Genomic DNA, 19,003 nt, shown 5'->3' with positions numbered 1-19,003 from the left:
GCAAACTTACGAAAACGGCGGAAAGCTTCGCTTTTCTTTTGATGGCTTGGGGGGATGGGCATCAATGGCGTACCTTTATCCCATGGCCAGTGTCTATTTGCTGCAACGCACCCAGTTTATACCAGCCCCATTACAGCAGGTGTGGGACTTCTTCTCCAATCCCAACGGTCTTGCGAAGATCACACCGCCGGATATACGGTTCCGGGTTACTTCACCGCCGGATGAAAGAAAAGTATACCCGGGCCAGGTCATCACCTATACTATCTCCCCATTGATGGGTATCCCATTGGAATGGATGACTGAAATTATCCACGTGCGGGAAGGGGATTATTTTGTGGATGAACAACGGGTAGGCCCCTATCGCCTATGGCACCATCAGCACCACTTCAGGGAAGTGCCGGGAGGAGTGGAGATGACGGATACTGTACATTACCGCTTACCGCTGGGATGGCTGGGCCGTCTGGCGCATACCTTGTTTGTACGGCGTCAGCTCGAAAACATTTTTGCTTACCGGTACCGCGTGGTACAGGAACTCTTCGGATAAAGATTATTCTTTGGTGGTCAGGGTGGCGGAAAGCTGATCGCCGGTATACACTTTAATATTGGTCCGACCTGTTTTGGGAATGCTGCCCACCCATAACGGCGTACTGCTGTACGAATTTTTCTCTGCCTGCCCGGCCGCTACGAAATGCATCTCCGCATTGTTGGTCAGATCGTCTGTGGTGGCGGACGCCAGCTGTATCTGTGTACCATAGAAAGTAGCCGGCATGGTGGCAGCCACTACTACCTGGGTGCCAAAGTCCGGACGGTCAATTTTGTTATTCATGGTTTTCGCAACACCAAAGAGACTGTCGAAGGTAGCAGGATTGTCAATCAGCCAGAAAGTAAGGCTGTCGTTTACCTGAATCGTGTTTTTGACGAAGTAGCCATTCAGCGGCTGTACATCAAGGCTGCTGCCATTGTCGGCATGTACATTCAGTGCGGTATCATTAACGGCAACACTATCGGCGGCATTGTTGCGGGTGGCGCCTCCACAGGCAGTCAGCAACAGGAGGATGGCTGCGGAAAAAGACAGACGGCTGTTCATGTGTTTTTCTTTTTTAGTAAGATAACATCATTGCGGGAAATAGGTTGCCTTGGAAAGGGGAATTAACAAGGTAATATTACCAACAGAGTGTTTGCCGGTACCGCTCATCCACGCGGTGGCCGTTTGTTGGGTGTAGCGGATGCTGGTGCGACCGATACCGATACCAATGCCATAATCCATACCGATGGTGAACCGGCGCATATGTGACGTCTGTTGATTGGTAAGCTCCTCGAAGTTGGTGTCGGTAGATTTGAAGATACCGCCCTGCAGCAGTGCGTTGAACAGGTTCATCGAAAAGCGGGGCCGGGCAAACAGGTATAGTTGAAACTTGCGGCGTGTGGCAGCACCCAGGTCCAGCGCGCCGAAGTAAGGATTGATCAGTCCATAGCGTGCATAGGCCCATGCCCCCAGCGAGGTCATCATGGTGCCGGCCTGGGCTTGTATGCCGCCAAGCGCTTCCACGCTTTTGACGGGATTCCACAACATTTTTTCGAAGTAGGCATTGTAGTTCAGCAATGGAGCGTTGGGCACCTGATTGCCCCATCCTTCCGGTTCCTGGTAATGAATGAGCCGGTGAACGAGGCGTTGTGTCTGTTCAGCTCCCGCCCATGGGCCCAGCACGCCGAATACCAATTCGGAGTGGAAAAGGTATTTTTTGGCCGGATTATAGGATGTGAGACCATGCGTGGCAAAGAGCGCGCCTGCGTAGTAGAAGTCACCGGGATTGAAGGTGGTGTCTGAGATCTGATCGGGTGTTATCATGATCTGCATGACTTCCCACTCAAAGACATTCGTAGCGTAAGGGCCGGCCTTGGGGAAAATCCATTTGTCTATGAAGGTGGATTTTTTCTTCTTCATATATACGTAACCGATACCGGTGCCATTGCTGTAACCGCGGTCTGTACCTCTTCCCCATACATTGAAGAAGTCGTCATCTTCGTGTATACGTAGCTGTCTGGTGGCATTCTGGGTGATCTGTGCCTGTGCGATAGTCAGCGTGCTGAGACAAATGAATATTCCCCATAACAAAATTTTCATAGGCCCTTCTTTTAGTCTGACAGTTATCTGTATCAGAATACCTTGAATATATCAAAGGCATCTTTCTGCAGTTGTTCCCGGTGATCCGGATGTGCGATATTGATCAGCGCCTGCGCGCGTTGTTTCAGGTTTTTCCCCAACAGGTGTGCGATGCCGTATTCCGTTACTACATAATGCACGTGGGCGCGTGTGGTCACCACACTGGCGCCGGGCTGTAGCCTGGACACGATACGGGAAATGCCTTTAGCGGTTACTGACGGAATGGCGATGATAGGTTTGCCGCCTGCAGACAAGGCCGCACCCCGCATGAAATCCATCTGGCCGCCTACACCGCTGTATTGCCGGAATCCGATGGAATCGGCACATACTTGCCCAAAGATATCGATTTCTATAGCACTGTTAATGGCAGTGACCTTTGGATTTTTACGTATAGTCGTGGGGTTATTGACGTATTCCACGTCCATCAGGCGAATGATAAGATTGTTGTCCATAAAGTCATACAGCCGGCGGCTTCCCATGGCAAAGCTGGATACCATCAGGCCCGGATGGATGGCCTTGTACCGGTTGGTGATAATACCTTTTTCCACCAGATCGATAATACCGTCGGAAAACATTTCCGTATGGATGCCGAGGTCCTTATGGTTATGCAGGCATTGCAGCACTGCATTGGGGATACCGCCGATGCCCATTTGCAGCGTGGCCCTGTCTTCTATCAGAGAGGCCACATGCTCGCCAATGGCCAGCTCTGCGGCGCTGGGCGGACGTACGGCCTGTGCATAAATGGGATAATCTGTTGCCACGGCTGCGGTGATGCGGGAGATATGGATCACCCCATCACCGAGTACACGGGGCATATTGCTGTTCACTTCCGCGATGATAATACGGGCCGTATCAATAGCGGCCTTGGACACATCGCAGGATACACCGAGGGTGCAGTAGCCGTTTTTATCGGGAGGAGACACGGTGATCAGCGCTACATCAATACCCGGTTCATGGGTACGGAAATACCGGGGCACTTCACTGAGAAACATGGGGATATAGTTGGCCCTCCCTTCATTGACAGCCTGCCGGATATTTTTACCGACGAAGAAAGTATCAATTTCAAAGGCATGGGCATGTTCAGGAGAAGCATAGGGAGCGTCCCATTCAGTGTGAATGCTCACCAGCCGGATATTTTTCAGTTCACTGCTGCGGTTGGACATGGCATTGACCAGCTCTCGCGGAGTGGCGGCTGCGGTGTGGATAAAAACGGTATGGCCTGACTGGATCAGCTGTATGGCATCCTGGATAGTGGTATAAGACATTCTCGTGGGTGTTGTTTGAGCAAATTTATCGAGCGTTTTATAGATTATTTATGAGTAATATCATGTTGTATTTTTATATGGTGTTGTTTATCCAACAACCAGCCCTGCTTATTTGTTGGATAAAGCAAACACTGGAAAAGAAAACAAATGGACACCCTTGTTTATGAAATGGCTATCCCGGCAGATGTAATTGCCTTAAGGGACCTCTCGTTGTTAAGTTATGGCGAATTTGCCGCCGTGCTGGAGCCGGAACATTGGCATACCATGCACCAAAACCAGTCGGACATAGATAAGTTGGCTGCGTTGATGAAACAGGCAGACACGTTTGTTTGCCGCTCTGGTGATCGTTTGGTGGGCGTAGTGTTTCTGGTGCCTTCCGGTCAGGCTACTGCTATCTATCCGGCAGAATGGGCTTATATCCGCCGCCTGGGAGTAGACCCTGCTTTCCGCCGGATGGGCATCGGTCGCCGGTTAATGGAGCTGGCTATCGAAGAGGCCCGTCAATCCGGTGAAAAGATACTGGGGCTTCATACCAGTACCATGATGCCGGCAGCCCGTAAAATGTATGATGAGCTGGGCTTTTCCCTGATAAAAGAGCTGCCGCCGATATTCGGACAACCTTACTGGCTATATAAGATGGTCCTGTAGAAAGTTGTCCATTTCAGCTCCCGATGTGAATAACTCGCAGCGGGATTAATTCACTTATTTTCATAAATTAGCGAACTTATAAATGTAAGCACAACTGTTTGCGGAGAGATCTGACACATATAAGTGAGCAAATGCTTATAGAACGACTGGCGTTAGGTGATCCTGCAGCAAAAGAGCTGTTATACGATCGTTACGCCGGTGCACTGTATGGAGTTGTGTTGCAACTGGTTCCTATAAAAGAGCGGGCCAATGATATCATAGTAAAGGTTTTTGCGTGGGCATTCCAACATATCCATGCGTTTCACTCCTCAGGCTTCCGCACTTTATTTGCCTGGTTATTACGCAAAACGAGGGAACTGGCCATCAAAGAAGCCATCCCGGAAACAGCGCTCACGGGGACAGAACTGATGAAGAAAGAAGAAGGTATCCTGCAGCAATTTTATACCATTCTGCCGGTTTCAGAACAGCAGGTGTTCAGGCTGAGTTATTTTAAAGGATTATCGATCACAACTATAGCCCGTATGCTGGGTACACCAGAAGGGCAGGTAAATGAAATACTGGGGGAAGCGATGAAAGCCTTCAGAAAATTCTTAAAAGAACATTGGAACTAAAATTTTATATCGAAAGCGGCATCATCGAGTCTTATGTGCTGGGCCTCGCTTCTGAAACGGAAGTGGAAGAGCTGGAGCATATGAGAAAACTGTTCCCTGAACTGGACACAGAGGTGGAACTGGCAGAGCGCCGGCTGGAAAAGGCCTGCTTTGATGAGGCGGTGTTACCTCCTGTGGAAATACGGGAACGGGTACTCCAGAAAGTGCGCTGGGAATATGCCGGGGCGCAGGCGGATGCCCAATCCAATTATACGTTTATCAATATCCAGCCCAAAGACGGCAGCCATATCTCCGTACATCGCTGGTGGAAAATATTCTTCATCATTATTTTTATCCTGTCCAAAATCTTTCTCTTTTTTGCCATCCTTTATTACCTGAAATACCGTCAGGAAAAAGAAAAACAACAGGAACGCGCTGCCGCTACAGTTCTTATACATGCGCGAAAAGCAAATATTTTTTATATATAATATAACCTGCTGCAATCCTTTATTTAAATTATTTTCTCAATTTTACAATCCAACCGGCAGGGCCGGTTCGTAGATATTTTGTTTATCAATCATGTTTGATGGGTATGCGGTTTTTTAAATCATTGCTTTGGACTTAAAAAACTATATTGATAGTGGAGTAATTGAACGTTATTTACTCGGCCTTGCCACACCTGAGCAGGAGAGGGAATTGACGTACATGAGAAGGCTACATCCCATCCTCGAGCAGGAAATAGCCGCTGCTGAACTTCGTATTGAAAATAATATCATGGCCGAAGCCGTACCTCCGCCAGTTCAGCTGAAAGATAAGGTCATGGAGGATGCCCGGCGGTATAAACATCAGGAATATTACTTCAGGCATTCCAACGACGGAGGCGGGCAACAGCCTCCACACGAACCCGTTTACATCGATATCAGGCCAGGATGGAACCGTAAAATAAGCGTGAGCATCTGGTGGCGTTGTGCGTTTCTCGCCCTTTGTGTATTAACGATGTCGCTGGCTGCCAGCACATGGTACCTCTACAAACGGACCAATCAGCTGGAAGAAGTGCTGATCAGGCTCAAAACCCCGGCAGAAGCCCTTCTGCCGGTAGGCCGCTGACCGTTTGCATATTCATTTGGTACGTTTCTTGCAAATGCTGAACTTGCCGCTGTATTCAGGCTGTTTAAACCTTATTGTAGCACAGCTGTTGAATGCAGAGAAAGGCATTAAAACATACAAATTATTATTCCCATGAAAAATTTATCATTCGCAGCATTGTTTCTGGCTCTGGTCGCAATCCTGGGTACTTCCTGTTCTCCTAAACAGGGTGTAACCACCAACATTAACAAAGGCGCTGTAAAAGGCAACTGGGTACTTACCGATATCCGGTATGAAGGTATCCCCGACAATGCCAAAGTAACCGTTTTTGACGAGGCCAATGCTAAATGCTTCATCGGCAGCCAGTGGGTACTGCCGGACAATAATGCAAATGGTTCCTATACATTATCCTCCACTGCGGACGGTTGCAGCCCCGCTACCCAGAAAATTGTCTGGACAATCAGCAAACAGGGCAATGTGACCATGTTCGGTTTCAAAAAACTGTATTCCGGCGTGAAAGCCAAAAATGTGGCAGACGGCTACCTGATGGAATGTACAGAAGCCGGTAGCTCCATGACCTGGAGAGCTAATGTGAACTTCGAAGGCAAAACAGCCGCCATCATTTACTCTTTACAACGGAAATAGTTTTACCGTTTTATACTAAATACATCCTGCCTGGTCAATCGCCAGGCAGGATTTTTCATTTATTGGTGTTCATAGATAATAGTATATTTAGATAGGTAAAAAAACCAGATGACTATGAGCACGCAGCATTCGAAAATCAAGTTCCTGGGACACGCCAGTTTTCAGCTAACCACCCCGGAAGGACATATCATTCTCGTAGACCCCTGGTTTACCGGCAATCCGGCCCTGCCAGCCGATTATACTATCCCGGAACAAATTGACCTGATCCTGATCACCCACGGCCACAGGGACCACCTCGACAGTAAAATCATTGACCTGATCCGTTCCCATTCCCCCAAAGTGATCGCCAATCCTATCGTACGGCTATTCCTGCAGGAACAGGGCGTACCGGAACATGTCTTTGAACAGATGAACGCCGGAGGCACCATATCCTACCTGCAAACAAAGATTACCATGACCAACGCCTTCCATTTTGCACAGGTATGGATGCCGGATGGTAAAATCGGATATACACATGCCGCTAATGGATTCATTATCTGGATGAGCGACGATGTTTCTGTTTACTACTCCGGAGATACGTCTGTTTTTGGTGATATGGCCCTGCTGGGAGAAATCTATGAACCCGATATCGCGATCCTGCCCATCGGCGACCGCTTCACGATGGGCCCTCTGGAAGCTGCTTTTGCCATCCGCCTGCTGAAAGTGAAACATGTAATTCCCTGTCATTATGGTACGATGCCTTCACTCACGGGCACGCCTCAACGACTGAAAGAGCTTACACAAGATCAGGCACGGCTGGAAATTCATGCGCTGAAGGCCGGTGAAGAGCTGGATATGGCCCGGTTGCAACTGCACAAACCATAACCGTTCCTTGTTATTTTTTCTTTAATCATCCGTATATGTTACCCCTGATTACATCCCGTTTATTGGTATGCCCCTGCCGCCTGCCGCTGATTACAGCGATCTATCTGCAGGACCCGCAGGCTGTCACCCTGCTGAATGCTTCCATTCCGCCCGAATGGCCGCAGGCAGAGCTGAAAGAACTACTGCCACACCTGATTGAATTATTACAGCACGACCCGAAATCATTCCCCTGGTTATTATGGGCTATTGTATCTGCCGCAGATAACACTGTGATGGGAGACATTGGCTTTAAAGGCCGCCCCGATGAAAACGGGATGGTGGAAATAGGCTACTCGCTGCTACCTGCCCATCGCAATCAGGGCTATATGCGGGAAGCCGCCGCCGCACTGATAACATGGGCCTTTCAACAACCTTTCGTAAAAAGTATCGAGGCAGAATGCGAAGTGGACAATATCGCCTCCGGAAAAGTATTACAACGACTGGGCATGCGGCAAACCGGCATGCAGGACAACATGCTCCGTTGGCATCTGCTGGAAAAAGACTTCCTGCAATAAATTATTCTGTCATGTGCTGCCGCGCAAACTTGATGAAGAGCTGTGCGAGCTTATCCTGAAGACCTTGTAAGTAAGTGAAATGCAGTTTTCTGATCAGCCTGAAATTTTTTATGGGAACCACTACAAACTCACCGGCTTCCACCTCCCTTTGCACTGCCTGTAAGGATATAAATGCCGCGCAGGAAGAATGATGCAGGTAAGATTTAATGCTCTCCGTGCTGCCCATATACATGGCCACATTGAGGTCGGTGATTTTCAGCTTCAGGCGCTTCAGCTCATCGGTGATCACTTCCAGGGTGCCGGAACCGTGTTCACGCATGAGCAGGGGGATGTTCCGTAACTCACTGGCGGTAAGTGGCTCTCCGTTGCCATAGGTATGTTTGGGATTCCCGATGAGCACAATTTCATCCCGGGCGAACTCCACGTACTTCAGCAGCGGATTTTTGGAACTGCCTTCTATGATGCCCAGCAGAATGCTCTTTTCAAAAAGGGCCTGTTCTATCTGTTCCGTGTTACCATTCGTCAGCGATGTTTTTACGTCGGGGTAACGTTGGTTGAATTTGGCCAGCAATGGAGGAATCAGATATTGCGCAATGGTGGTGCTGGCGCCGATGGCCAACAGGCCGCCCTGTGTGTGTTTCAGCTGATTGATTTCATACTCCAGGTTGCGGTAATCAGTGAAGATAATTTCGGCGTGATGCATGACCAGCTGGCCCGCACGGGTAAGTTTGATACGATTGCCGATCCTTTCAAACAGCGCCATGCCCAGTTGCTGCTCCAGCTCATGGATATGTTTGGTGACAGCAGGTTGGGAGATATATAATTCTTCTGCGGCTTTGGTGAAACTGAGCCGCTTCGCAACGGTATGAAATACTCTGAGTCTGAAATCGAACATGCAATAAAAGTAAGGTTTTTGGAGAGCAGTTATGGGTTGTTGGGGCTAAAGGTAAAAAAATAAGGATTAAACCACCGGGAGGTGGCTTAATCCTTATCAGAAGATGATGTTATGAATCAGGATTTTTTCTTTCCTGCGTTTGGATTGTTTGATTTGTAGCGCATGTCAGGAGTACCGTCTTTCTTTTTCGGTCCTGCTGTTGCCGGCGCTGTGGTAGTGCCTTTGTTTTCTTTGAAGCGTTTGTCAGGAGCACCACTCTTGGTAACGTGCTCTGTTTTTGCTACTGGTGAAGCCTGAGGAGCTGGTTGTCCTGCTTCTTTTTTAACGGCTGCTTCTTTCTTTTCGGCTTCTTTCTTGACAGCCTTTTGCTCAGTTTTAGCTTTGCTTTTAGCTTCTTTTTGGGTGGTGGTGGCAGGGGTCTGGGCCATGGCAACAGTTAAGCCCATGAACATTGCCAGAACGCCTGTAAGCAACTTTTTCATAAGAAATGTTTTACCAAAAATTAAGCTTTTTTATTGATGATAACACCTTCCTCCCTGTATTTTTAAGCAATATTTAATATTAGTTTTTGTCCACCCACATACCGTTTTCACGGATCAGGCTGATGAGCTCGTCTACAGCTACGTCGCTGTTCAGGCCACGTTTCACGATCTCTTTGCCTCTGTAAAGCGTGATTTTACCAACACCGCTGCCTACATAGCCAAAATCGGCGTCTGCCATTTCCCCCGGACCATTTACGATACAGCCCATGATAGCGATTTTCACGCCTTTCAGATGGTGGGTGACCGCTCTGATGCGGGCGGTCGTTTCCTGGAGGTCAAACAGTGTCCGGCCACAGGAGGGGCAGGAAATATATTCCGTTTTGGAAATACGTGTTCTGGTAGCCTGCAGGATGCCGAAAGCAATGTTGTTCAGCAGTGCGGCCTGTGCTGGTGTCTGATCCTGATTAGTCAACCAGAGACCGTCGCCGAAGCCGTCCAGCAGGAGGGCGCCGGCTTCTGTGGCGTGATGGATCAGGTGCTCGTCCGCAGTAGGCTGTGGACTGACGCTGTGGATAATCACCGGTACGGTGAGCTGTTGCGCTGTCAGCTGGATGAAAAACCTTCTGATGCTGGCCATGGCGTTGCTGCCGGTGGCATGGGCGGCCAGAATGGTGGCGCCGGCGATGGCGGGTTGTTCCAACTGCTTCAGCAGGTCATTGATATCGGTGGTATCGAGATCGTCGCAGTTAACGGCCACAAAATTCTTTTTACCGGTTTGTCCTGCTGCAATAGCGTTAAGATAGGCGCGGGTGCCAAAGTAAGGCACGTACGCGGCCTTGTCGGCCAGTGTCTGCCATTTATCGGCATCGACCACTACCTGTAAGGTGCCGGGCAGGGCGAAAGAGGGGGCCGCTGTGCCGGTGTAAATATAGTCTGCGGCAGCATCGGCGATGTTCCATTTATCGGACGGTTCATTGTACGTATAGCCGATCGCGTTAAGGTCTGAAGGTTGTATGGTGGCCGAATGGCGATAGTCTGCCACTACTACGGGCACCTGCTTGTCGCCGGTATTGTCTACTACAATGCTTTCGCGGCGTTTGTAGGAGAACGGAGAATAGGGGAGGGCGCCCAGTGGCCGGTCGGTGGCTGGTTTTTCCGTGCGGTGGCCGCTGTAGCGTTTTACGATGTCGCGGCATACAGGCAGCTCAAATTCCGGATCTTCGGTCAAAGATACCCGGATGGTATCACCTACGCCGTCTTCCAGCAGGGTACCGATACCGATGGCCGATTTGATACGGCCGTCTTCGCCATCGCCGGCTTCTGTAACGCCGAGGTGCAGCGGGTAAGCGTGGCCCAGCTCCTGTTGCATGGTTTGCACCAGCAGGCGGTAAGCCTGTACCATCACCTGTGGATTGCTGGCTTTCATACTCAGTACGATATTGCGGAACTGAAGGTCTTCCGCGATACGCAGAAACTCCATCGCACTTTCCACCATGCCCATGGGGGTGTCCCCATAGCGGCTCATGATACGGTCGCTCAGCGAGCCGTGGTTGGTACCAATACGCATGGCGGTGCCGTGTTCCCTGCAGATATTCACCAAGGGGGTGAAACGCTCCCGGATACGGTCTATTTCCTCCAGATACTCGGCATCAGTATATTCGAGTGTTTCGAACTTCTTTTTATCGATATAGTTACCAGGGTTAATCCTCACCTTTTCCACAATGCGGGCGGCTATTTCAGCGGCGTTAGGGGTAAAGTGTATATCTGCTACCAGCGGTGTATGGTAACCCTGGCGGCGAAGTTCGTTTTTGATGTTCAACAGGTTCTCCGCTTCCTTTTTGCTGGGAGCGGTAATGCGCACCAGCTCGGCCCCCGCTTCGATACACCGGATGGCCTGGGCTACAGTGCCGGCGGTGTCCATGGTATCGGTGGTGGTCATGGTCTGGATACGGATAGGATGGAAATTGCCAATGAGAAGATCACCTACCTTTACTTCCAGTGTGGCCAGTCGCTTATATTCTGTTAGTGAGTTGCAATAAAGCTGCATACGTTTTTGTTTTCTGCAGGTGCAAAGTTAATAAACCTGCGGGGCAATTACCCCACACCTTAAAGCTACATTAAATTCCACGAACGGTGCTGTCAAAAGGAGGCCATTCGTTTAAATTTGAAGCACTTATGTCGAATGATAAAAGCCTGGACATCCCCTATCAGGAATGGCCAATGAAATCACATTTCAACATTGCCCCACTGGGGATGGCTGTGATGGATTTCACCCACCAGCCACACCGGCATCACCATTTTCAGATTTTATGGTTTACCAAAGCCAAAGGTCGCCATATGGTCGATTTTGTGTGGTATGAAATGGAGGATAATATGTTGTTCCTCCTAAGGCCCGGACAGGTGCATCAGCTCGACTGTGAGCGCGAGGGCCATGTGATTTTCTTTACCGAACGCTTTTACTTCGCCAATAAACACGACAAAGAGACCCTGTACGATTTCTCCAATCTCTTCGACAACTGGCATGGCTACGGTCCCATCTATATTGGAGAGAACACGGTCCCGTCGCTACTGGGCCTGGTGGAACTGATGAACCGGGAGCACCGCTCCCCGGGAAACAACAGCCGGAGTATCATCAAACATTACCTCAACGCCTTCCTGCTGCTGGCGGAAAGGGAGAAAAAACGCAATGCGACCGATACCATGCGGCCGCTCCATCACGACTCCAGGGTGGTGCAGCTCCGCCGCCTGCTGGAAAAGCATTATACACGTGAACATCAGGTGGCCTTTTATGCCAATGCGTTTGCCCTGACCCCCAAAAGGCTGAATGAAATCACCAAAGAGACCACTGGCCGCACGGTGACGGAGCTGCTGCACGACCGTATCGTCCTGGAGGCAAAACGAAATCTGGCCTTCAGCCATAAAAGCGTGAAAGAGATCTGTTATGAGCTTGGTTTTGAGGACCCTGCCTACTTCAGCAGGTTTTTTAAAAACAACGCCGGCATCTCTCCCCAGGACTTCCGGGACATTATGTTCAAATAGTACAAGTCAATAGCTGAATTGTCCTAGTAGATTGGCCCGCCCACTCTTAGTTTTGTGTATTGAATTGAATTGTTCTACCCGCTGACGTTAAACAGGAAATCATGCTAGGATGCCAAATTGTGTTAACTGTGCTGTAAGTCTTCCAGTCTCCCCAACAATTCAGGGGACCGGATGGGCGGGAAGCCCTCTGGTCAATGCCAGCGATAAATAAGAAAATCAGGCAGCTGCTATGGTGTGCTGCTTAAAAATAAGTGTGTTTTAAAGTTAGGGGTGATGCTTGCCGGCAACGTAAGATGAATACAACGACCGCTAGGCTGGAAATTAGGTAAAGAGTAACCAGTCAGGTGGCAGGCATCTTCCCCTTACCTTATCGCTAAAGAGTACTGTTACCATGCGTAACTGTTGTAGGTTTAGGTAAAATGGCCGGAATAATCCTGTTCCGGTTTTTTTATATAAAAAAATCCGGCAGTATCAACTGTACTGCCGGATTTTTAACATCTGTTGAGTATATAAGAAGATTACCAGTCTTTTTCCACCGGTACCGTTTGGCCTTTCACTTTCTTGGCTTTGTCCTGAAGTTTCTTTTCTTCCTGAGACAGCGCCTGTAACAGCCGCTCCGCTTCCTGTTTGTTCAGCTTACTGGGTTGTGGCTCCGGTTTCTGTTGTTCCTGCTGGTCTTTATCTTTATTCTGATCTTTGTTTTTGTCCTGCTGGTCCTTGTTTTGGTCTTTTTTGTCTTTATCCTGTTTGTCTTTGTTCTGGTCTTTATTTTGATCCTTGTTCTGGTCTTTCTTGTCCTTGTTTTTGTCTTTGTTTTTATCCTTTTTGTCTTTATTGTCTTTGTTGTCCTGCTGTTGTTTTTTCAGCATGGCCTGCGCATAGGCAAGGTTATAGCGGGCATCTTCATCGGCAGGATTTACTTTCAGGGCCTGCTTGTAGGATTTGATGCTTTCTTCCCACTTCCTGGCCTCCATAAAGGTATTGCCGATGTTGTAGTCAGCATCTGATTTAATGCGGCTGTTGTCTGCTGTTTTGAGGCTGTTGGCGTATTGGGTGCGGGCGTCGTCATATCTCTTCTGCTGATAGAGGGAGTTGCCCAGGTTATAGCTGCCTACGGCTGATTGGCCGTTTTGTTCGAGCGCTTTTTTGTAGTTGGCTTCAGCGTCGCTGAACAGCTGTTTCTGATACAGTTCATTGCCTTTGCGGATAAGCTTATTGGCGCCGTTCTGCGCCAGCGCAGTAACGCCGGTAAGCAGCAATGCTGCCATAAAGCAACCCTGTTTTATAAAAGTAATGTTCATGATCTGTTGAAAATTAAGCTACTGTAGTTTCCCGGGGCTCACGCGGGTGGCGCACTTCCGGAATGAAAAATTCAATCAACAGTAACGCCAGGCATATGCCCAGAAAATATTGAAAATAGCTGTTATAGTCTGTGAATACATTTTCGCCGAATTCTTTCTGCTCCATGCTGTCGATCTTGTTAACCAGTGTATTCACTACGTCGTCTGTATTATTGTCCAGGTGTTGATAGATGCCTTTTCCCGCAGCGGCGATTCCTTTCAGCTCATTTTCATTGAGTTTGGAGATCACGGTATTGCCTTCACGGTCTTTTTTGTAGCTACCTGTTTCCGGGTCGGGAAGCGGGGAACCAGCTACGGAGCCGATACCGATGGTATTGGTAACCACGCCGTTATCAAAGGCGGTACGGGTTTTTTGCAGGGCTGTTTCGTCATGGTCTTCTCCATCGGAGATGACTACCAGCGCTTTATGTTTACGTTCTTTTTTGTTGAAGGCTTCATCGGATACCTGAATAGCCTGTCCGATAGCTGTGCCCTGAGTGGGGATCATATCCGGGGATACGGTGCTCAGATACATTTTGGCGGCCGAGTAGTCGATGGTGAGTGGCATTTGGAGGTAAGCATTGCCGGCAAATACAACGAGGCCTACGCGGTCGTTGTCAAGTTTGTCCATCAGTTTGCTGATCAACTGTTTAGCGCGGGTAAGCCTGTCGGGTTGGATGTCGTTGGCCAGCATACTCTTGCTCACGTCCAGGGCTATCACCACATCTACGCCCTTCCGGGTGATTTTTTCCATGCGGCTGCCCTTTTGCAGATTGGCCAGCCCCAGCACGCCAAAGAAAAAGGCGAGGAAAATCAGGAGGAACTTGAATACGAACAGTTTACGGGAATAACCGGCAAACAGTTTTTCTACCAGGGCCGGGTCACCGATACGGCGTATGGAGCGGCGTTTCCACCAGGATATACCCAGGAAAGCCAGCTGTAACACCAGTAACAGCGTCAGTGCCCATAAATATTCACTATGCTGAAAACGTAACATATGCAGTTTTAAAATCACTTGCAGTTGGCAAGATCTCAAAAATAATTTTTTTGTTACGTATTACAAGAGCGGGAAGAGGGGTTTATATTTTTTTTAGCATTTTAGTATTGGATCATTTAGCCATTGATTTACGGATTTTTTGATTTTGAGATTTAAAATACGGGCGTCATCTTCCCTTGTTTAAATTCCAAAATCAAAAAATTCCAAAATCCGCAAATCAAATCATAAAATGATCTAAATAACCTAATAATCAAATGATTACATTTCTCCTTTAAAATAGCCTGCTTCGGTGAGGATATTACGAAGAATGTCCATCCGGCTTTTGACCATGTCAAAGTTGGGATCTTCAGTTTCTATGTTCAGGACAAAGAAGGAGGGATGTCTGTTTTCTTCCACCCAGCCTACTATCCAGCCTATCTGTTTGGCGCCGGCGGTGCCCCAGCCGGTTTTGTACGACAGCTGGTACTTCGGTGTTTTTTCCATCAGCATCACGTCGCGTACTGTCTGCATATTGGTTTTGGCGAAGGGCAGCTGGTCGAAATACAGTTTTTTGACAAAGCCCAGCTCTTCATCAGGTGAGATCTGCAGGGAGTTATCTAACCAGAAAGTGTCGATACGGCTGATTTTCATGTTGCCGTATTTAACGGAATCGAGCCATGCCTGCATGTTGGTTTTGCCGATACGACGGGCCACTTCCTGAAAGTAGGGTACAGCAGATACTTTGAAAGCCTGCTGCATGCTCAGGTCCTGGTTCCATGCGGGATATTTGCGGGTAACGCCGTCCCACGGAATGACCATACCGGTATCTTTGATCACGCCGGTTTGCAGGCCTACCAGTGAGTTGAAGATTTTAAAGGTGGAAGCTGGCAGGAAACGTTCTTTGGCGCGGTCCAGGTTATACACTTTGAATGTTCCCTGTGCATTGTTGAATAACATAAAGGTGCCTTCCACCTTGTATTGGGCGAAATATTTTTCCCAGCCTTTTTCTTCCTTAACATTATTCGGTGCGCAGGCGGCCATGAAAAGGCACAGTGCTAACAACATCCAGCCAAATCGTTTCATTGATATCATGATTTAGTAAATAATCAGGTGCGAAATTACGAATTACGGATTACGAATTACGAATTAGGGGTTCTATAATATAACAGGCTATTTTACAATACTTTAAAATATCGTAAAAAGGCTATTCTATTATAGAACCCCTAATTCGTAGTCCGTAATTCGTAATTATTTGATAACGCCCAGTTCCTTACCTACTTTGGTGAAGGCGGCGATGGCTTTGTCCAGATGTGCCTGTTCGTGGGCAGCGCTCAGCTGTACACGGATACGGGCCTGACCTTTAGGCACTACCGGGAAGAAGAAACCGATTACGTAGATCCCTTCTGCCAGCAGTTTCTCTGCCATTTGTTGGCTCAGTACGGCGTCGTACAGCATTACCGGTACAATCGGGTGATCGCCGGGTTTGATGTCGAAGCCAGCCTCGGTCATTTTGGTGCGGAAATACTGGGTATTGTACTCCAGTTTGTCACGCAGCTCAGTGGTTTCACTCAGCATATCGAGTACGGCGATAGAAGCGCCTACGATGCTGGGAGCCACGGAATTGGAGAACAGATAAGGACGGCTGCGCTGACGCAGGATATCGATCACTTCTTTCGGACCGCTGGTGAAACCGCCGGAAGCGCCGCCCAGTGCTTTGCCGAGCGTGCCGGTGATGATGTCTACACGGCCCATTACATTGCGGTATTCGTGGGTGCCGCGACCGGTTTTGCCGAGGAAGCCGGAAGAGTGGCTTTCGTCAGACATTACGATGGCATCGTATTGATCGGCCAGGTCGCAGATTTTGTCCAGCTGGGCGATGGTGCCGTCCATGCTGAAAGAGCCGTCGGTAACGATGATGCGGCTGCGGCAGTCCTGGGCTTCTTTCAGTTTGGCTTCCAGATCAGCCATATTATTATGTTCATAACGGAAACGTTTGGCTTTGCACAAACGTACGCCGTCGATGATGGAAGCGTGGTTCAGGGCATCGGAGATAATGGCATCGTCTTCACCGAACAGCGGCTCAAATACGCCACCATTGGCATCGAAAGCCGCCACGTACAGGATGGTGTCTTCAGTTCCCAGGAATTTGGAGATTTTTTCTTCCAGTTCCCGGTGAATGTCCTGGGTGCCGCAGATAAAGCGGACGCTGCTCATGCCGTAACCGTGTGTGTCGATCGCGTCTTTCGCCGCTTTCACCACAGCCGGATGAGAAGATAATCCCAGATAGTTATTGGCGCAAAAATTTATGACAGTCTTACCGCCCACCTGTATTTCAGCTCCCTGCTCAGATGTAATGATACGCTCTCTCTTATACAGGCCGGCTTTGTTGATTTCCTCCAGTTCTTCCCGTAAGCGGGATGTAAACTTCTTATTCATAGTAAGTACGATGTTTGATAATAACGCTTTTGCAAAGTTATAGATGATAAAAGTATTACGAATCTGTGTCGCATCCACAGTTAACGGCGTCGAGGGTAAAAAGTTTGACTAAGGTGTAACATTTACTGACTGCATTCCGTCATAATACTATCATGCTTGAAGATGCCATGTAATGGAAAACTGAAGATTTAACCTGATTGAAAGATATATAAATATAATATGTTTGGTAATGGGTTGATGATCAGTTTGAAAGAAGCTGTTCCTGCTGTGCAAATCGAAAAGAGAGGATATTGCTGACAATTAGGTGTGGGTAAGCCGGATAGTGACCATGATAGGTATTAAAGTAAAAGTCGGAACTTAGCACTAAAATCCCGCACCACCGGAATGACGGAAAAGGAGTACAATAAATGTGTGGATCTGTATTCGGACAATATATTCCGCTTTATCATCAAAAATCTGGATCATGCGGAAGACGCCAGGGACGTAGTACAGAACGCATTCGAAATATTGTGGAAGCACTGCCAGGACGTGCCTTTTGAAAAGGCAAAATCGTACCTGTTTACAGTGGCGTACCATAATATGATCGACCATGTACGTAAGACAAAGCGGGTGACGTTGGTGGACCAGTTTAAGGACGAGATGAAAGTGGCGGACCACAAGATCAATAACGCTAAAGAAGTGATTGCCAAAGCATTGGCTAACCTAAGTGAGGTGCAACGGTCATTGGTGCTGCTAAAGGATTATGAAGGTTACAGCTATGAGGAAATAGGTGAAATTATGCAGCTCAATCCTTCCCAGGTAAAGGTTTATCTCCATCGGGCCAGGATACATTTAAAAAATTATCTTGTAAAGATGGAAAACGTCATATAAATTTTTATAATTGTTAATTGATTAATAATAAATAACTTTTTGGCTGTAGAGATCAACATATCGAATTACGAGTCCTACCTGCTCAGTTATGTGGATAACGAACTGAATGACGCAGAACAAGCTGCGCTCGAACAGTTTTTGCAAAAACATCCCCATCTGAGAGCGGAGTTGGAACTGCTGAAAGGCGTCCGTGTGGAGCCCGACGAGCAGGTGGTATTTGATCAGAAGTCAGCCTTGTACCGTCACTCCCCGGCAGCAACCGTTGATGATTATGAATCGATGATGTTGAGTTATGTGGACGGAGAACTGTCTGCCGAAGAAACCGCCCGGTTAAAATCCTGGCTGAAGGAACATCCGGAAGCGCATCAGGAAATGGCACTGCTGCAGGTGGTGAAGCTGGAAGCTGATAAGACGATTGTCTTTGAAAACAAAGCCAGCCTGTACCGCAGTACCCGTAAAACCATCAGAATGGCGCCCTACTGGTGGGGCGCTACCGCTGCTGCTGTATTAACAGGCCTGCTTATCTGGTTGTTGCCTGCCGGTCATCACCATGACAGTCAGCCTATTGCAGGTGCTGTAACGCATGAGGCAGCGAAACCCTCCGTGAGCCAGCCTACACCTGTACCTGTACCTGTACCTGTACCTGTACCTGCTCCGGAAAAAACGACAACACCGGTGGAAGTCTATACGGCTCCCGCTCGTCCGGAAGTGGCCCATGCACCGGTTAACCGTACCGCTGCCAAAAAGAAAGAAGCGGTGGTTAACGCAACCCAGAATCCCCAACAGTTACAAAATAACAACAATGCTGTAGCCTCGGTCCCTGTACCAGTCGATATACCGGTTATTTCCACCCTGCCATCACCACGCAATACGTCAGAGGAAGTGGTGGAAAAACACCTGCAACAAAACACGCTGGCTGCTGCATCTCCGGTGGATAACACACCTGTTGCCGGGCATGCAAAGGAAACTGTTATCGCGGCCAATATGCCGGCTACGCCCGCCAAGGTAACCAGCCCGGTGGCGGCTTCCGCCGCTCCTGCCGCTGTAAAAGGGGAACTGATCCTGTCCGTTAGCGGAAGCGATAGCCGTATTCTGGACAAGGTGACGAACGTTGCTAAATTTTTCTCCCGTAAAAGGAATAAATAAAAT

At 48.6% G+C, this 19,003-nt stretch carries 21 protein-coding genes; 11 read left to right on the top strand and 10 right to left on the bottom strand.

Annotated features, from left to right (window positions below; genetic code table 11):
• The first annotated feature begins 82 nt into the window (after positions 1-82).
• The gene (locus ICL55_RS10070; protein WP_188096622.1) at positions 83-544 is read left to right on the top strand and encodes an SRPBCC family protein; all 462 of its coding nucleotides are present in this window, start codon (positions 83-85) and stop codon (positions 542-544) included.
• 3 nt (positions 545-547) lie between these two features.
• On the opposite strand, the gene ICL55_RS10065 is transcribed toward ICL55_RS10070, so the two are convergent.
• From ICL55_RS10065 to ICL55_RS10055, 3 genes are read right to left on the bottom strand one after another with little or no spacing between them, the layout of a single operon-like run.
• Positions 548-1,087, bottom strand: a complete 540-nt coding sequence (locus ICL55_RS10065; RefSeq protein WP_188096619.1) for a hypothetical protein — start codon at positions 1,085-1,087, stop codon at positions 548-550.
• A gap of 27 nt (positions 1,088-1,114) precedes the next feature.
• Positions 1,115-2,125 (bottom strand): lipid A deacylase LpxR family protein, encoded by a 1,011-nt coding sequence (locus tag ICL55_RS10060; RefSeq protein WP_188096616.1) that lies wholly within the window; start codon positions 2,123-2,125, stop codon positions 1,115-1,117.
• A 32-nt stretch (positions 2,126-2,157) separates the two neighbouring features.
• On the bottom strand, positions 2,158-3,429 hold the full coding sequence (locus tag ICL55_RS10055) for an acetyl-CoA hydrolase/transferase family protein (protein WP_188096614.1): 1,272 nt from the start codon (positions 3,427-3,429) through the stop codon (positions 2,158-2,160).
• Between the two features lie 147 nt (positions 3,430-3,576).
• Between ICL55_RS10055 and ICL55_RS10050 the strand changes: the two genes are divergently transcribed.
• The 7 genes from ICL55_RS10050 to ICL55_RS10020 all read left to right on the top strand — a co-directional run bounded on the left by ICL55_RS10050 (position 3,577) and on the right by ICL55_RS10020 (position 7,816).
• Entirely contained in the window at positions 3,577-4,077 is a 501-nt protein-coding gene (locus ICL55_RS10050) for a GNAT family N-acetyltransferase (RefSeq protein WP_188096611.1), read from the top strand.
• A gap of 131 nt (positions 4,078-4,208) precedes the next feature.
• Positions 4,209-4,688: an RNA polymerase sigma factor gene (locus tag ICL55_RS10045; RefSeq protein ID WP_188096609.1), complete on the top strand. Its 480-nt coding sequence runs from the start codon at positions 4,209-4,211 to the stop codon at positions 4,686-4,688.
• Entirely contained in the window at positions 4,679-5,155 is a 477-nt protein-coding gene (locus ICL55_RS10040; RefSeq protein ID WP_188096607.1) for a hypothetical protein, read from the top strand. Before ICL55_RS10045 ends, ICL55_RS10040 begins: the two co-directional genes overlap by 10 nt.
• A gap of 217 nt (positions 5,156-5,372) precedes the next feature.
• Positions 5,373-5,774: a hypothetical protein gene (locus ICL55_RS10035; protein WP_188096605.1), complete on the top strand. Its 402-nt coding sequence runs from the start codon at positions 5,373-5,375 to the stop codon at positions 5,772-5,774.
• A gap of 132 nt (positions 5,775-5,906) precedes the next feature.
• A complete protein-coding gene (locus ICL55_RS10030) occupies positions 5,907-6,398 on the top strand; it encodes a lipocalin family protein (RefSeq protein ID WP_188096603.1) in 492 nt (163 codons plus the stop codon).
• Between the two features lie 114 nt (positions 6,399-6,512).
• Positions 6,513-7,262 carry a metal-dependent hydrolase gene (locus tag ICL55_RS10025; protein WP_188096601.1) on the top strand — a complete coding sequence of 250 codons (750 nt, stop codon included), beginning with the start codon at positions 6,513-6,515 and terminating at the stop codon, positions 7,260-7,262.
• A 35-nt stretch (positions 7,263-7,297) separates the two neighbouring features.
• A complete protein-coding gene (locus ICL55_RS10020; RefSeq protein ID WP_188096599.1) occupies positions 7,298-7,816 on the top strand; it encodes a GNAT family N-acetyltransferase in 519 nt (172 codons plus the stop codon).
• A 1-nt stretch (position 7,817) separates the two neighbouring features.
• Here the strand turns inward: ICL55_RS10020 and ICL55_RS10015 are convergent, their stop codons facing one another.
• From ICL55_RS10015 to ispG, 3 genes are all read right to left on the bottom strand, one after another.
• Complete coding sequence (locus ICL55_RS10015; protein ID WP_188096597.1) at positions 7,818-8,711, bottom strand: LysR substrate-binding domain-containing protein; 894 nt, start codon at positions 8,709-8,711, stop codon at positions 7,818-7,820.
• A 116-nt stretch (positions 8,712-8,827) separates the two neighbouring features.
• Positions 8,828-9,193, bottom strand: coding sequence for a hypothetical protein (locus ICL55_RS10010; protein WP_188096595.1), 366 nt, complete (start codon positions 9,191-9,193; stop codon positions 8,828-8,830).
• Positions 9,194-9,272: 79 nt separating this feature from the next.
• Positions 9,273-11,240, bottom strand: coding sequence for a (E)-4-hydroxy-3-methylbut-2-enyl-diphosphate synthase (gene ispG / locus ICL55_RS10005; RefSeq protein WP_188096593.1), 1,968 nt, complete (start codon positions 11,238-11,240; stop codon positions 9,273-9,275).
• Between the two features lie 128 nt (positions 11,241-11,368).
• Between ispG and ICL55_RS10000 the strand changes: the two genes are divergently transcribed.
• Entirely contained in the window at positions 11,369-12,232 is an 864-nt protein-coding gene (locus ICL55_RS10000) for a helix-turn-helix domain-containing protein (protein WP_188096591.1), read from the top strand.
• A 518-nt stretch (positions 12,233-12,750) separates the two neighbouring features.
• Here ICL55_RS10000 and ICL55_RS09995 read toward each other — a convergent pair.
• The 4 genes from ICL55_RS09995 to kbl form a co-directional block, all read right to left on the bottom strand.
• Positions 12,751-13,500, bottom strand: a complete 750-nt coding sequence (locus ICL55_RS09995; protein ID WP_188096589.1) for a tetratricopeptide repeat protein — start codon at positions 13,498-13,500, stop codon at positions 12,751-12,753.
• Positions 13,501-13,546: 46 nt separating this feature from the next.
• The gene (locus ICL55_RS09990) at positions 13,547-14,569 is read right to left on the bottom strand and encodes a VWA domain-containing protein (protein ID WP_188096587.1); all 1,023 of its coding nucleotides are present in this window, start codon (positions 14,567-14,569) and stop codon (positions 13,547-13,549) included.
• Positions 14,570-14,827: 258 nt separating this feature from the next.
• Positions 14,828-15,631: a class D beta-lactamase gene (gene blaOXA, locus ICL55_RS09985; protein WP_188096585.1), complete on the bottom strand. Its 804-nt coding sequence runs from the start codon at positions 15,629-15,631 to the stop codon at positions 14,828-14,830.
• A gap of 165 nt (positions 15,632-15,796) precedes the next feature.
• Entirely contained in the window at positions 15,797-16,984 is a 1,188-nt protein-coding gene (gene kbl / locus ICL55_RS09980; RefSeq protein ID WP_188096583.1) for a glycine C-acetyltransferase, read from the bottom strand.
• Between the two features lie 384 nt (positions 16,985-17,368).
• Between kbl and ICL55_RS09975 the strand changes: the two genes are divergently transcribed.
• The gene (locus tag ICL55_RS09975; RefSeq protein WP_169223166.1) at positions 17,369-17,854 is read left to right on the top strand and encodes an RNA polymerase sigma factor; all 486 of its coding nucleotides are present in this window, start codon (positions 17,369-17,371) and stop codon (positions 17,852-17,854) included.
• 39 nt (positions 17,855-17,893) lie between these two features.
• Positions 17,894-19,000, top strand: coding sequence for an anti-sigma factor family protein (locus tag ICL55_RS09970; protein WP_188096581.1), 1,107 nt, complete (start codon positions 17,894-17,896; stop codon positions 18,998-19,000).
• Positions 19,001-19,003: the final 3 nt, after the last annotated feature.

It is taken from the genome of Chitinophaga varians, from assembly GCF_014529945.1.
Lineage (GTDB): Bacteria > Bacteroidota > Bacteroidia > Chitinophagales > Chitinophagaceae > Chitinophaga > Chitinophaga varians.
The sequence above is the reverse complement of the archived record's forward strand: the minus strand, read 5'-3'. Positions and strand labels throughout refer to the sequence as shown.

Bases quoted from the DNA above. Each gene is read 5' to 3' on its own strand.
- ICL55_RS10035 (WP_188096605.1), top strand. From the start codon at position 5,373: ATGAGAAGGCTACATCCCATCCTCGAGCAGGAAATAGCCGCTGCTGAA.
- ICL55_RS10045 (WP_188096609.1), top strand. From the start codon at position 4,209: ATGCTTATAGAACGACTGGCGTTAGGTGATCCTGCAGCAAAAGAGCTG.
- ICL55_RS10000 (WP_188096591.1), top strand. From the start codon at position 11,369: ATGTCGAATGATAAAAGCCTGGACATCCCCTATCAGGAATGGCCAATG.
- ICL55_RS10010 (WP_188096595.1), bottom strand. From the start codon at position 9,193: ATGAAAAAGTTGCTTACAGGCGTTCTGGCAATGTTCATGGGCTTAACT.
- ICL55_RS10055 (WP_188096614.1), bottom strand. From the start codon at position 3,429: ATGTCTTATACCACTATCCAGGATGCCATACAGCTGATCCAGTCAGGC.
- ICL55_RS09990 (WP_188096587.1), bottom strand. From the start codon at position 14,569: ATGTTACGTTTTCAGCATAGTGAATATTTATGGGCACTGACGCTGTTA.
- ICL55_RS10050 (WP_188096611.1), top strand. From the start codon at position 3,577: ATGGACACCCTTGTTTATGAAATGGCTATCCCGGCAGATGTAATTGCC.
- ICL55_RS10060 (WP_188096616.1), bottom strand. From the start codon at position 2,125: ATGAAAATTTTGTTATGGGGAATATTCATTTGTCTCAGCACGCTGACT.
- kbl (WP_188096583.1), bottom strand. From the start codon at position 16,984: ATGAATAAGAAGTTTACATCCCGCTTACGGGAAGAACTGGAGGAAATC.
- ICL55_RS10065 (WP_188096619.1), bottom strand. From the start codon at position 1,087: ATGAACAGCCGTCTGTCTTTTTCCGCAGCCATCCTCCTGTTGCTGACT.
- ICL55_RS10015 (WP_188096597.1), bottom strand. From the start codon at position 8,711: ATGTTCGATTTCAGACTCAGAGTATTTCATACCGTTGCGAAGCGGCTC.
- ICL55_RS10020 (WP_188096599.1), top strand. From the start codon at position 7,298: ATGTTACCCCTGATTACATCCCGTTTATTGGTATGCCCCTGCCGCCTG.
- blaOXA (WP_188096585.1), bottom strand. From the start codon at position 15,631: ATGAAACGATTTGGCTGGATGTTGTTAGCACTGTGCCTTTTCATGGCC.
- ICL55_RS10070 (WP_188096622.1), top strand. From the start codon at position 83: ATGGCCAGTGTCTATTTGCTGCAACGCACCCAGTTTATACCAGCCCCA.
- ispG (WP_188096593.1), bottom strand. From the start codon at position 11,240: ATGCAGCTTTATTGCAACTCACTAACAGAATATAAGCGACTGGCCACA.
- ICL55_RS10030 (WP_188096603.1), top strand. From the start codon at position 5,907: ATGAAAAATTTATCATTCGCAGCATTGTTTCTGGCTCTGGTCGCAATC.
- ICL55_RS09995 (WP_188096589.1), bottom strand. From the start codon at position 13,500: ATGGCAGCATTGCTGCTTACCGGCGTTACTGCGCTGGCGCAGAACGGC.
- ICL55_RS09975 (WP_169223166.1), top strand. From the start codon at position 17,369: ATGACGGAAAAGGAGTACAATAAATGTGTGGATCTGTATTCGGACAAT.
- ICL55_RS10025 (WP_188096601.1), top strand. From the start codon at position 6,513: ATGAGCACGCAGCATTCGAAAATCAAGTTCCTGGGACACGCCAGTTTT.